We start from the raw sequence: 11,920 nt of genomic DNA, 5'->3' as shown, positions 1-11,920 counted from the left end.
GGTAAGGGAGAGGCAGGAGCATGAAAGCGGCTTTTTACGATAGCCAGGGTTCGGCAGCCAGCGTATTGACGGTCGCTGAACTTGAGACGCCGAAGCCCAGGGATGGCGAGGTTCTGGTGCGCCTTAGGGCCTCCGGCGTCAATCCTTCCGACGTTAAGCTGCGCTCGGGCGCGCGACCCGGTGGTATGCCTTTTCCGCGCATAGTGCCGCATAGCGACGGCGCCGGCGTCATAGAGGCGGTCGGGCGCGGAGTCGATGGCGCCAGGATCGGACAACGGGTGTGGATTTGGAACGGCCAGTGGCAGCGCCCCTTCGGCACGGCGGCCGAATATATCGCGCTGCCTGCGATCCAGGCTGTTCCGCTGCCGGACAATACAGCGTTCGAGGCGGGCGCCTGCTTCGGCATTCCTGCCTTGACCGCCCAACGTACGGTGTTTGCCGATGGGCCGGTCGAAGGTCAAACGGTATTGGTCACGGGTGGCGCGGGCAGCGTGGCGCGCTATGCCATCCAAATGGCCAAGCTGGGTGGTGCCCAGGTCATCACGACGGTCAGCGGACCGGAGAAGGCGGCTCACGCCCGCAGCGCCGGGGCCGACCATATCCTCAACTACCGGGACGAGGACGTCGCCACCGCCGTCATGGATATCACCAATGGTCGCGGCGTGGAGCGCATCGTCGAGTTGGAGTTCGGGGCGAACCTGGAGACGACGGCAAAGGTCATCGCTCCCAACGGTGTGATCGCGGCCTATGGCTCGGCCGCCAATATGAACCCGACCTTCCCCTTCGCCGACTTCCTGTTCAAGGACGTGACCTTGCGGATCGTGCTTGTCTACCGCCTGACACCAGCCGCCCGCCGCCAGGGGATCGAGGACCTGACCCGATGGTTGTTGGACGGTCGCTTGACCCACGCGGTCGCTCGTACCTTCACGTTGGATGATTGCGCTAAAGCCCACGAACTGGTTGAGAGTGCCGGCAAGCTCGGCAGCGTCGTCGTGACGCTATAGATCGTTAGACAGCGCCTTTGAGCTGTAGCACGCGCAGGCGGCTCTCAACGTCTTCCTTGTTGATGTAAGCACCAGCCAGCCGGCGTTTGCCCTGGTAGGCCTTGCGGCCGTGCAGCGTGCGCCAATTGTCGAAAATCAACATGCGGCCGGGGGCCAGGCGCTCGATCATCTGGAAAGCCGGGTCGTTGGCTAGGCGATGGAACAGGCGGAGCCCTTCGTAAAAGGCTTCCAGTCGCTCCCGGTCCGGCAGGAAAGCGGCACGGTCGTGATTGTTATAGCTGACTTGGATTAGCGCGCCGTCCGAATCGTGGCGCAACACCGGTCGTTTGGCCAGCAGATGGACGCCGCGCTCGTGATCCAGGTATTGGCCCGGTACGGCAATTTCGCCGAGGACCCGATAGAGGTCGGGCGCGCGCTCCTGGATTTCCCGGGCGACGCGGAAGCCATCGACCAGCAGGCTTTCGCCGCCGGTTCCCTCAAATGCGAGGCAATGGAACATCTGATAGCCGGGACCGTCGAAGCTGTAGGTTCCGTCCGTGTGCGGCCCGATCTCCAGGGTCGTGTACGCTGTGTCCTTGTGTTCCATATTGGCGGTGAAATCCCAAAAGCCGCCAAAAATCGTTTCCCGAATGTAGGAGATGCGACGGGCCACGGCCTGAGTTGCCTCGGGCGTTGGATCGAGACCTTCCACGAACAGAAAGCCGCGCCGGTCCAGCTTGGTCAGCGCCTCGGCCAACAGGTCATCGTCGGATAAAAAGCCTTCCGCCGGTACTTCACCAAGGCCTTCCTCGGCAAGCGTCGCGGCGTCCCAAAGGGTCTTTGCCACGGGATCGGTCGGTTCTTTGCCATCAGCCAGACGCCGCAACAGGTCCGCCTCGTACCGACTGCTGTGGCGCTCCGGCGACCAAGTTAGGATCAAGGCCCGTCCATTGTCCGCCACCTGCGGATCCTGGGGCATCAGATCGTCCGGTAGCGAGAAGGTATCCACTAACCGCTGATGCGTTTCCGGATGCAGGCAATCTGGGCAGCCACAATGGTCGCGCAACCAGAGGGCCGGGAAGGCGGTCGTATGACCGTCGCTCCAGGTGACATTGCAGAGGGACGCATCTAGTGCTGCTGAACGGATAAGGCTTCCCATGTCGGGCTCCTCACGGGATAGTGACGCGCTGATTGATATCCTTGTTGTACGAGTGTACAATAAATAAAGCAAGAGGAATAGGGGCTCTGGTGCAAAGACAACCGAAATACAGCCGCGATTTGCCGGAAGAGCGTCGCCGCAAGTTGATCGAGGCAACTGCGAGATGCCTTGCGGAGTTGGGCGTGGCGGGCACGTCGGTGCGAGAAATCTCGCTGCGTGCGGAGGTTTCTCCCGGCCTCGTCAATCATCATTTCGCGGGCAAGGAAGACCTGATAGCGCAGACCTACTGGCAGATTGGAGAAACTGTCGACAGGACACTGGACGCCGCGTTGGTCGCCGCAGGCCCGGATCCGGACGCGCGTCTGACGGCATTCGTGAAGGCGAGTTTCGAACCGCCCATTCTGGACAGCGACCTGTTGGCGGTCTGGATCGGTTTTTGGAGCCTCGTCAGGACGGATACGCGGGTTTTCGGTATGCATCGGGAGGTTTATGCAGCCTATCGCGAGCGGTTGGAGGGGCTGCTCGGCGCGGCGGCGGAAAAGCGCGGCGTTACACTCGACACCCGGCTGACGGCGATCAGTCTTTCTGCAATGCTCGACGGCCTTTGGCTGGAATGGTGTCTTGACCCCGAGGTGTTTTCCGCCGACGAAGGCTGCCAGACGGTGCTTAATTGGATCGGGCGGCTGTGGGGGTTCCCCGATACGGGAACCCGTTCAGGCTAACTTTCCAGTATAGCGGGCCAACCGTGCCACGGCATCATCGATGGTATCGGTATCGACCGACAGGCTGACCCGAAGGTGACCTTTGCCCATGTCGCCAAATCCTTCTCCTGGCATCAGGGCCAATCCTTCTGTATCCAAAAGGCCCCAGGCGAAATCTTTCGCTGAAACACCGGTTTGGCGAACGTCCAGCATCACGAACATGCCAGCCGCAGGCCGTTGAAAGGACAGTTGGGGAATCTTCGCCACCTGATCGCAAAACCGGTCCCGGCGCTCCCTATAGAGGTCGCGTATCCACACGGCGGTATCAGCGCTGCTTTCGATGGCCTCTAGCGCGCCGTCTTGGGCAAAGGGCGGTTGGCCGAAGAACATGCAGCTTGAAAGCTGAATCATGTGTTCGATCAGGTCTGCCGGACCCGCCCCCCAGCCAATACGCCAACCGGGCATGGCGTGGGATTTGGAAAGCGAACCCAGAACCAACGTGCGGTCCGACATGCCAGGCAAAGTTGCAATCGACCGGTGCGCACCCTCGTAGACCATCGCCGCGTAAACCTCGTCACTTATGATCCAGAGGTTATGATCACGCGCGAGTTGAGCGATGGCATCAAGGCTTTCCGCGTCGATCAGCGCGCCGGTTGGGTTGTGGGGCGACGTCAGAACGATCCCGCGAACACTGTTGTCGATCGCGTGCGCAACATCTTGCGGATCCAACCGCCACCCGTTCTCAGGGTGTAGCGGGACGCGCCGCACCTCGGCGCCGCTCGCGCGGAGCGTTGCTTCATAAGTGGCGTACATTGGGTCGGGAACGATGATGCTGTCACCCGCTTGGAACAGGCAGCGCGCGCCCGTGTAAAGTGCCGATTGGGCGCCGGGCAGAACAACGACGTTTTCCTGTGACAGGCGTTGGCCATTCAATTTGGACTGCCACTGTGCGACAGCATCACGCAAGGGTAACTCGCCGCCCGCACGGGTATAGTGGTGGCGACCGGACCGAAGCGCAGCCACGGTTGCCTCAATCGCTGCCGTTGGAGCGTCGAAATCGTGATCACCAATCGTCAAACGCAAGATGTCCTGCCCGGCCGCGAAGCGCTGTGAGGCTACAAAATGAATCTCCCAGGCACGCGCGCCCTCGCCGGATATCTGTTCAACGACGGACGAGAATCGGCTTTGGTCCGTACCTTGCCGGGCGCTCTTTGCAAGTGACATGGTCTACCGTTTTCTTGTTGTACGAATGATCAAGAAGTTTAATCTAACGGCTGCTTGGGAAAAAAGCTCGCGCGATCTTCGCGAACTTACTCCATGATTAGGGCAACTGTGGAGCTGAATTTCGCCACAAGCGATTGTGTTCAGTCTTACCATCGAAAAGAGACAACGATAGGGAGATGAAGTAATGAAAGTTACAGGATTCATATCAGCGAGTCTGTTTGCAGCAGGGATTGTTTTGACACCAATTGTGGCTTTTGCCGGCGCTACGCTGGACCGGGTAATGGCCGAAAAGCAACTTGTCATGTCTTCCGATCCGGCCTATCCGCCGCAATCTTTCCTGAACGATAATAACGAAATGGATGGCTTTGACGTCGACGTGGGCCGCGAGATCGCAAAGCGGTTGGGCGTGGAGCTGAAGATCATCACGCCTGCCTGGGAGGTGATCACTGCCGGAAACTGGCAGGGCCGCTGGGACATGTCGGTCGGCTCGATGACGCCAACGACCCAGCGCGCCGAGGTGCTCGACTTCCCTGCGATCTACTACTACGTACCGGCGGCATTCGCCGTGCATAAAGACAGCAGCGCGCAATCGCTGGCCGATCTCAATGGCAAGACGATCGGTGTATGCGGCGGTTGCACCTACGAGGCTTATTTGAACAAGAACCTGGTTATTGATGCCGTCGGCACACCAGAGTTCACCTATGATGTAGATGCTGGAGAAATCCGGTCGTATGAGACCGATACCAATGCCTTCGACGATCTCCGTCTTGGTGACGGCACTCGTTTGGACGCAGTGATGTCGGCTCTGCCGACGATCATGGAAGCCATCAAGAACAACTATCCCCTGCGGGTCGTCGGTGAACCGGGCTTCTACGAGCCGTTGGCCGTCGCGACCGATAAAGGCGACGACGAATTCAACGCCAAGATCGCAGAGGCCGTTCAAGCGATGCATGACGATGGCACGTTGGCGGCTCTTTCCGAGAAGTGGTACGGCGTCGACTACACCACCGTAAAGTGACAGGTGGTGTGATCAAGAACCGAACGCAGGGTGCAGCGTCCTTGCCGGGCTATGGGGCTCGGCAAGGCGTTGCCGCCTGCCCAGCGTTGGCGGCCGTATCATGATGGATTCCGTCTTTACTTTATTCGAGAGGCCGCTGGCGCGCCGTTGGATCGGCTATTGGTTCGGTGTCAGTCTCTTTGCGCTGGTCGATCTCCGCGACACCATGATCGGCGAATTCCTCCGCCCGGCCATTGGCGAGCCGGGCGATAGTGGTTTATGGGGGCGCTTTGCCTGTGGGCTGGTGGTCACGGCCTTAATCTGGCTCGATGCTATCATTGTCGGTTTGCTGCCAAAGCGCGTGCGCTTACCGCTCGTTTGGGGGCAACTGTTTGTCCTCTTCATGGCCTTTTTCTATTCCTTCGACCTTAGCTACAGTTTTATCGGCAAAAAGGTCGGCTTCCTGATCACGCAGGGCGCCTTCACGACGATCTATATCTCGCTTGTCTCAATCGCCATTGCCTGCGTCATTGCGTTGGTTGCGGCGCTGGCCAAGCTGTCGAAAAATCCAATCGCCTACGGCATATCGTCCTTCTACATCTCCTTTTTTCGCGGCCTGCCGTTACTGATGCAGATCTACCTGATCTATATCGGGCTGCCGCAGATGGGTTTTGTCGTGGATCCCGTACCGGCGGGAATCGCGGCGCTCTCGCTTTGCTACGGCGCCTACATGGCGGAGATATTCAGGGCCGGAATCATCGGCGTCGCCCAGGGCCAATACGAGGCTGCCTCGGCACTGGGGCTGAAGCATGTGGTGATCATGCGTAAGATCGTGCTGCCTCAAGCCATGAAGTTGATAGTGCCGCCGACGGGCAATCAGTTCATCGCCATGCTGAAGGATTCCTCCTTGGTTTCGGTTGTCGGCGTTTGGGAGCTGACGTTTCTTGCCAAAACGCAAGGCCGGGCAGAGTTCAAGCACCTGGAAATGCTCATCACCGCATCGCTCGTATACTGGGCCATGTCGATCTGCTTTGAAATGGTTCAAGCACGGATCGAAGCTCATTACGGTAAGGGCGACCGGCGCTGAGAAGGTTCCGATAGTTCGAAACAAAAAAAGGGCCGATACGCGAGCCAGCGCATCGGCCCTTTGCCGTTGGTTAGCTTACCGGTGCTCAGCCATGGCCGCCCAGGACCGTTTCAGTGTCACCGCCCAGATGCCGGTCAGGCAGCAGCGCATGCAGCGCCACGCCCACGATAGCGGCAAGCGCCATCGAAGAGATTGTGAACTGATCGCTGATCTGCAAGGTCGCGCCACCAATTCCGATGACCAGAATGACGGATGCAACGAGCAGGTTGCGGCGCTCTCCGAAATCGACCTTGCCCTCGATCAAGGTACGGATACCCGAGGAGGCGATGACGCCGAACAGGGCAATGGAAACGCCGCCCATGACCGCCGTCGGAATCGATCCGAGGAAGGCCGCCACCGTGCCGAGGAAACCCAGGAGAATGGCCAGGACCGCGGCGCCACCGATAACCCAGACGGAATAGACGCGGGTGATCGCCAAAACGCCGATATTCTCGCCGTAAGTGGTGTTTGGAGGACCGCCGATCACGGCCGCTGCCATGGTTGCCAGGCCGTCGCCCAACAGGGTCCGGTGAAGACCCGGTGTCTTGAGATAGTTACGCCCGACGACACGGCTAAGCACGACCGTGTCTCCGATGTGCTCGGCAATGGTGACGAGCGCGACCGGCACCAGGATGGGCAGGACACCCCAGGGAATCCCGCCTTCGCCGAACCCGCCGAGGAAGCTGACGAAGCCGGGAACGCGGAACAAGGGAGCTTCGGCAACCGGCGTGAAATCCACGAGGCCCGCGATCAAGGCAACGATATAGCCAATGCCGATACCCAGAATAATGGGGATGACGCTGAAAAAGCCCTTCAGCACCAGAGAGAAAAACAGGATCGCGCCCAGGGTGACCAAAGCCACGAGAAAATTGGTCAGGTTGTAAGGTCCCCCGGCGATGGTGCCCTGAGCCATGCCCACAGCGATCGACGCCAGCCCTAAGCCAATGACCATGATGATCGGCCCAACGACGACCGGCGGCAGGAGCCGCATCAACCAGCCCACCCCAAATCCGCGCACCAGGGCGGCAACGAGCAGATAAACGCCACCGGCACAAAACGCGCCAAACAGCGCGCCGCTGGTTCCCGCAAGCGCCGCACCGGCGACGATGGGACCGATAAAGGCGAAGGAGGAGCCCAGATAACCCGGCACCAGCCCACCGGTGCAAAGGAGATAAATCAAGGTTCCAAGACCACTGCTGACAAGAGCCACCTCAGGCGGCAGCCCGGTTAGAATGGGAACCAAAACGGTTGCGCCGAACATCGCAAAGAGATGCTGCAGGCTCAGAATTGCCCAAAGGCCGCCGGTTGGCCGTTGGCCTACATCGATAGACTGGATATCTGACATGACGGATTACTCCCCTGTATCGGCCGCCCATCGTTTTTGACACCGGGTCACGCTTGGTGCTGGGTCGTATTGGGTTCAGGCAAGATGAAAAGCAGTCCCCCGGATTGCTCGTCTGACCCAGACTCCAAAAAGGCAGGCAGCCTTCAATGACAGGTCTTAATAGAACGCCTTATCGATTCTGAGAAGTAAAAGGAGTCTTTGCCGGGCGTTCTCGTTGGAACGGGCAGACGCTACGACTCAGACTTGCCGCAATAAAGGCTGTGGAGGAGGGTCAGAAGCTGCCGTGCTTCCTCGCTGGCGATAGAGTAATAGATGGCCTTGCCATCGCGCCTAGCCCGCACCAGATTGTCGCTGCGCAGGCGAGCCAGCTGCTGCGAGACTGCGGGCTGACGCATGCCGAGCGTCCGTTCAAGCTCCGTCACCGCTTTTTCGCCTTCGGCCAGCAAGCAGAGTATCAACAAGCGGTTTTCGTGGCTGACGGCCTTAAGGAATCGACTCGCCATGCGCGCATTGGACCGCATCTGCTCATGCAGGGTCGCGGGTTGATCCTCGGCGCCAATCTCGCGCTTGCTATTTATTGTGATGCTGTCCATAGCCGATGGTTACTAGGTCCCTGACAAATGAGCAAGGGGGCTGGAGGACATGTCTGGTATACTTGACCACTCTTAAGTCATTGCGTAAGCTGAACTTATGGAATTGATGCCGAAACAACGAAGCGGGCTGCGAATTAGCGACCCGGCGCCCTGCGGGCGACCGGGATTTAGCTGTTTGTCTGCCTGGAACCATGCTTCGGAGTTTCAACGTCATGTTGGGTACAGAACTACATGCGGTCGCCGAGACCGCTAATAAACCCAAGCCGGGATTTCCCCCGGCTCTTCGACCTTCAACCTTTTGCTTCTCGTTGCTTGCTCACGCCGACCCGGGTGTGATGCCGCGTGTTTTGGAACTGTTTGCCAAGCGCAATATCGTACCGGACCGCTGGCACAGCGACCGCGCCGGGCCACGCGGGGAGAAACTGACCATTGACCTGCAGGTCCAAGGACTGGAACCTGACAAAGGAGATTATATCGCGCGGTGCCTGCGCCAGATTTGGGGTGTGGAGACGGTGCTGACTGCGGTTAAATCCTGAAGAAATGACCAAGGCGCAGCGACTTGCGGCGCGTGATCGAGGTTGGTGTTCGCCCGCATGGAAATCGTTTTCAATATCGCTGCGCCGGTTTTCGGCCTCGCTTTACTGGGATATATCGCCGCACATTTCGGCTGGTTGAAGGAAGGTGCCGCTCAGACGCTGGCGACATTCGTGTTCAACTTCGCCGCACCCGCACTTTTGTTTCGCGCCATGGCTCGCTCGCCGCTGCCCGGCGACCTACCCTTCGATTTTCTGGTCGCTTACTACGGGAGCAGTCTGGCGGTGGCGCTGTTGACTTGGTTTGTGGGGAAAGCGGTGTTCCGGCAAGGCGCGATGGAATCCGTCATCGCCGGTATGACCGGCTGCTTCTCAAACTCGGTCATGTTCGGGATTCCGCTGGTGCTGACAGCCTTCGGCGATGCCGCGGCACAGCCTTTCTTCCTGCTTCTGGCGTTCCATGGAATTCTCTATTTCTCGACAGTGACCGTCGCCCTTGAGTTGGTCCGCGCAGGTGGCGGCGGACTTCTGTCCACGCTGATCCAGAGCTTGAAGGGTATTCTTGGAAATCCGCTCATCCTAGCGCTGGTCATCGGTATTTTCTGGGGTGAGACGGGCTGGGGGCTGCCTGCCGCCGCCGACCGTTTCCTGGACTTGCTTGCGCAGGCGGTGATTCCTTGCGCGCTCTTTAGCACCGGGGCGGCGCTCCGGCAGTATCGCTTGGCCGGTAATCTGATGGACTCGATCACGGTCAGCTTCATCAAATTGATCATCCACCCGTTGATCGTCTGGGTAGCGGCGGCTTGGATCTTTGAGCTACCGCCTCTTTGGACCGCTGTTGCGGTCTTGCTGGCAGCCATGCCGACCGGCGTGAACGCCTATATCTTTGCCGAGCGCTACGGCGCATGGCATCGCCGTGCCGGCAGCGTCGTGCTGCTGACCAGCACGGCTGCTATCATAACCGTCACACTGGTTTTGCTGTTACTTGGCAAGCCGACGTGAGGATCCTTTGCCGTAACAGGGACCGACGCATTTCACATGTCTTTCCTCCACCACATTCAGATCTGCAACAGATGGCCCGCCGAGCGGTTTATGCCGCTTTTCATCGCCGGACAGCGGTTTGGCTGGGTGACACAGGCTTTTGCGGCTGTCCTGGAAGGATTCGGACCACCCTTTGCCTTGACGCAGGGCGCTGTTGTTTTTGGTGCGGAGCTACCAACGGCGGTTGAGCGTACGAAGGCTTTCGATGAATCCTTGGACGCCTTGGTTGAAAAAGCGGGTGCGCAGGCCGGGCACAACTTCCGCCGTCGCGGGGAACTCTATCCCGTTGTTCGCCGCTGGGGAGACGCGCCCGTGATGTTAATGGATCGCGGGGCCGTGGCTTCTTTTGGTATTCGCTCGTTCGGCGTCCACTTGAACGGTTTCGTGCGGGACAAATCGCGGCTATCCCTTTGGGTTGGCAAACGCGCTCTGGATAAAGCCGTGGCGCCCGGCAAGCTCGATCACTTGGTCGCCGGAGGTCAGCCCTACGACCTATCGTTGCGGGAAAACCTGATCAAGGAAGCCGGGGAAGAGGCCTCCTTGAGCCCGGAGATTGCGGGTCGGGCCAAACCTGTAGGCGCGCTGAACTACCTTACCTATTGGGAGAACCAGATTCGTGACGACGTGCTTTTTGTCTACGACCTGGAATTGTCGGCGGGCATGGAGCCACACCCGCGCGACGGCGAGATGCAGTACTTTGAGCTCTGGCCATTGGCGAAAGTTATGCGTTGTGTGGAGGAAACCGACGCCTTCAAATTCAACGTCAACTTGGTTCTGATCGACTTCTTCATCCGGCACGGTGCGCTTGATCCGGAGCGGCCTGACTACCTGGACATTCTGAGTGGGCTGCACAGCCCTCTCGACTAGCGCCCAATCTTTGCCTCGCGTTCAATGGCTCGCCAGCCGATGTCGCGGCGGCAGAAGCCTTCGGTCCAATCAATGCGATCGACCGCATCATAAGCGCGCTTTTGCGCCGCGCCGATACTGGAACCCAATGCGGTGACATTCAGCACTCGCCCGCCGTTCGCGAGGACTGCGCCATTGGTCCCGGCTTTGGTGCCCGCATGGAAAACCACTAGATCGGGGTCATCCTGAAGCGCATCGAGCCCGGATATGACGCTGCCTTTCTCATAACCGCCGGGATAGCCTTTTGCGGCCATGACCACAGTCAAGGCTGCGTTGTCGTGCCATCGCAGATCGACGTTTCGCAGTAGGCCGTCGCTACAGGCCATCAAGGCGGGAAGCAAGTCGCTTTTCAGGCGCAGCATCAACACCTGGCATTCCGGATCACCGAATCGAACGTTGTATTCCACCAGCTTCGGTCCTTCGTCCGTCAGCATCAGGCCCGCATAGAGCACACCCTTGTAAGGGCAGCCGCGGGCTTTCATGCCGTCAATCGTGGGGCGAATAATCTCGCGCATCACTTGGTCGGCGAGGGCCGGCGTCAGGGCCGGTGCTGGGGAGTAGGCCCCCATGCCGCCGGTGTTGGGCCCTTCGTCGCCATCGAACGCGCGCTTGTGGTCCTGGGCGGAGGCAAGTGGTAGCGCCGCTTCACCGTCCACAAGGACAAAGAAGCTGACCTCCTCACCTTCCATGAACGCCTCGATCACGACTTCTGCACCCGCTTTACCGAAGGCCTCCTCGCTGAGGATTGCACGGGTCGCGGTTTCGGCTTCTTCGAGTGTTTGGGCAACGACAACGCCCTTACCGGCCGCCAATCCGTCGGCCTTGATCACGATCGGCGCCCCCTGCGCGCGCACGAAGGCCAGAGCTTTCTCAAGATCGCTGAAACGGCCGTACTTTGCCGTGGGTATCCCGAATTCACGGCAGATATCCTTCATGAAGCCCTTGGACCCCTCGAGTTGCGCCGCAGCCGCGCTGGGTCCAAAGGACTTGATGCCTGCGGCTTTCAGGCTATCGGTCAGGCCTTTGCACAAGGCAACCTCCGGGCCAACCACGACGAAATCGACCTTGCGGTCGCGGGCAAGCGCAGTCAGGGCTTCCACGTCTTCGGCGTTGACGGGAACGCATTCGGCATGGCGAGCAATACCTGCATTGCCGGGCGCGCAGATCAATTCTTGCACCAGTGGCGAGTTTTCAAGCGCCCAGCAAAGTGCATGTTCGCGTCCACCGCCGCCGACGACCAGAATTCTCATTGCTTGCTTCCTCGCTCTTACGTTTCGTATCTCATTGTCTCGCGACTGGCATCCGCTGCGCC

At 59.5% G+C, this 11,920-nt stretch carries 12 protein-coding genes; 7 read left to right on the top strand and 5 right to left on the bottom strand.

All coding sequences use genetic code 11. The annotated features are described in order from the left end of the window. Positions 1–20: 20 nt before the first annotated feature. Positions 21–1,004 (top strand): NADPH:quinone reductase, encoded by a 984-nt coding sequence (locus tag ABIE63_RS03270; RefSeq protein ID WP_183417566.1) that lies wholly within the window; start codon positions 21–23, stop codon positions 1,002–1,004. A gap of 4 nt (positions 1,005–1,008) precedes the next feature. Here the strand turns inward: ABIE63_RS03270 and ABIE63_RS03265 are convergent, their stop codons facing one another. Further along, positions 1,009–2,142: a trimethyllysine dioxygenase gene (locus tag ABIE63_RS03265; RefSeq protein ID WP_354502746.1), complete on the bottom strand. Its 1,134-nt coding sequence runs from the start codon at positions 2,140–2,142 to the stop codon at positions 1,009–1,011. Between the two features lie 89 nt (positions 2,143–2,231). On the opposite strand from ABIE63_RS03265, the gene ABIE63_RS03260 reads away from it, so the two are divergent. Further along, positions 2,232–2,864 (top strand): TetR family transcriptional regulator C-terminal domain-containing protein, encoded by a 633-nt coding sequence (locus tag ABIE63_RS03260; RefSeq protein WP_354502745.1) that lies wholly within the window; start codon positions 2,232–2,234, stop codon positions 2,862–2,864. Here the strand turns inward: ABIE63_RS03260 and ABIE63_RS03255 are convergent. After that, positions 2,856–4,067 (bottom strand): pyridoxal phosphate-dependent aminotransferase, encoded by a 1,212-nt coding sequence (locus ABIE63_RS03255; protein ID WP_354502743.1) that lies wholly within the window; start codon positions 4,065–4,067, stop codon positions 2,856–2,858. The two genes, ABIE63_RS03260 and ABIE63_RS03255, sit on opposite strands and share 9 nt — an antisense overlap. 184 nt (positions 4,068–4,251) lie before the next feature. Between ABIE63_RS03255 and ABIE63_RS03250 the strand changes: the two genes are divergently transcribed. Together ABIE63_RS03250 and ABIE63_RS03245 are read left to right on the top strand one after the other, a co-directional pair. Then, positions 4,252–5,085 (top strand): ABC transporter substrate-binding protein, encoded by an 834-nt coding sequence (locus ABIE63_RS03250; RefSeq protein ID WP_354502741.1) that lies wholly within the window; start codon positions 4,252–4,254, stop codon positions 5,083–5,085. Positions 5,086–5,185: 100 nt separating this feature from the next. Further along, positions 5,186–6,151 carry an amino acid ABC transporter permease gene (locus ABIE63_RS03245; RefSeq protein WP_354502739.1) on the top strand — a complete coding sequence of 322 codons (966 nt, stop codon included), beginning with the start codon at positions 5,186–5,188 and terminating at the stop codon, positions 6,149–6,151. 85 nt (positions 6,152–6,236) lie between these two features. Here the strand turns inward: ABIE63_RS03245 and ABIE63_RS03240 are convergent, their stop codons facing one another. Together ABIE63_RS03240 and ABIE63_RS03235 are read right to left on the bottom strand one after the other, a co-directional pair. Then, complete coding sequence (locus ABIE63_RS03240; RefSeq protein ID WP_354502737.1) at positions 6,237–7,535, bottom strand: solute carrier family 23 protein; 1,299 nt, start codon at positions 7,533–7,535, stop codon at positions 6,237–6,239. Positions 7,536–7,765: 230 nt separating this feature from the next. Next, a complete protein-coding gene (locus ABIE63_RS03235; protein WP_354502736.1) occupies positions 7,766–8,128 on the bottom strand; it encodes a metalloregulator ArsR/SmtB family transcription factor in 363 nt (120 codons plus the stop codon). Between the two features lie 212 nt (positions 8,129–8,340). Here ABIE63_RS03235 and ABIE63_RS03230 point away from each other — a divergent pair, with 212 nt between their 5' ends. Genes ABIE63_RS03230 through ABIE63_RS03220 form a run of 3 tightly spaced genes read left to right on the top strand, consistent with a single transcriptional unit; the run spans position 8,341 to position 10,569 of the window. Beyond that, positions 8,341–8,664 carry a hypothetical protein gene (locus tag ABIE63_RS03230; protein WP_354502734.1) on the top strand — a complete coding sequence of 108 codons (324 nt, stop codon included), beginning with the start codon at positions 8,341–8,343 and terminating at the stop codon, positions 8,662–8,664. A 57-nt stretch (positions 8,665–8,721) separates the two neighbouring features. Beyond that, positions 8,722–9,663, top strand: a complete 942-nt coding sequence (locus tag ABIE63_RS03225) for an AEC family transporter (RefSeq protein WP_354502733.1) — start codon at positions 8,722–8,724, stop codon at positions 9,661–9,663. Between the two features lie 36 nt (positions 9,664–9,699). After that, positions 9,700–10,569: a DUF4743 domain-containing protein gene (locus ABIE63_RS03220; RefSeq protein WP_354502731.1), complete on the top strand. Its 870-nt coding sequence runs from the start codon at positions 9,700–9,702 to the stop codon at positions 10,567–10,569. Here ABIE63_RS03220 and purD read toward each other — a convergent pair. Beyond that, positions 10,566–11,858: a phosphoribosylamine--glycine ligase gene (gene purD, locus ABIE63_RS03215; protein WP_354502729.1), complete on the bottom strand. Its 1,293-nt coding sequence runs from the start codon at positions 11,856–11,858 to the stop codon at positions 10,566–10,568. The genes ABIE63_RS03220 and purD overlap by 4 nt on opposite strands. Between the last annotated feature and the right edge of the window lie 62 nt (positions 11,859–11,920).

The sequence above is a fragment of the Limibacillus sp. MBR-115 genome, from assembly GCF_040549425.1.
Taxonomy (GTDB): domain Bacteria; phylum Pseudomonadota; class Alphaproteobacteria; order Kiloniellales; family CECT-8803; genus Limibacillus; species Limibacillus halophilus.
This window is presented reverse-complemented; position numbering and strand designations above follow the sequence as displayed.

Bases quoted from the DNA above. Each gene is read 5' to 3' on its own strand.
- ABIE63_RS03270 (WP_183417566.1), top strand. From the start codon at position 21: ATGAAAGCGGCTTTTTACGATAGCCAGGGTTCGGCAGCCAGCGTATTG.
- ABIE63_RS03265 (WP_354502746.1), bottom strand. From the start codon at position 2,142: ATGGGAAGCCTTATCCGTTCAGCAGCACTAGATGCGTCCCTCTGCAAT.
- ABIE63_RS03255 (WP_354502743.1), bottom strand. From the start codon at position 4,067: ATGTCACTTGCAAAGAGCGCCCGGCAAGGTACGGACCAAAGCCGATTC.
- ABIE63_RS03250 (WP_354502741.1), top strand. From the start codon at position 4,252: ATGAAAGTTACAGGATTCATATCAGCGAGTCTGTTTGCAGCAGGGATT.
- ABIE63_RS03245 (WP_354502739.1), top strand. From the start codon at position 5,186: ATGATGGATTCCGTCTTTACTTTATTCGAGAGGCCGCTGGCGCGCCGT.
- ABIE63_RS03240 (WP_354502737.1), bottom strand. From the start codon at position 7,535: ATGTCAGATATCCAGTCTATCGATGTAGGCCAACGGCCAACCGGCGGC.
- ABIE63_RS03235 (WP_354502736.1), bottom strand. From the start codon at position 8,128: ATGGACAGCATCACAATAAATAGCAAGCGCGAGATTGGCGCCGAGGAT.
- ABIE63_RS03230 (WP_354502734.1), top strand. From the start codon at position 8,341: ATGTTGGGTACAGAACTACATGCGGTCGCCGAGACCGCTAATAAACCC.
- ABIE63_RS03225 (WP_354502733.1), top strand. From the start codon at position 8,722: ATGGAAATCGTTTTCAATATCGCTGCGCCGGTTTTCGGCCTCGCTTTA.
- ABIE63_RS03220 (WP_354502731.1), top strand. From the start codon at position 9,700: ATGTCTTTCCTCCACCACATTCAGATCTGCAACAGATGGCCCGCCGAG.
- purD (WP_354502729.1), bottom strand. From the start codon at position 11,858: ATGAGAATTCTGGTCGTCGGCGGCGGTGGACGCGAACATGCACTTTGC.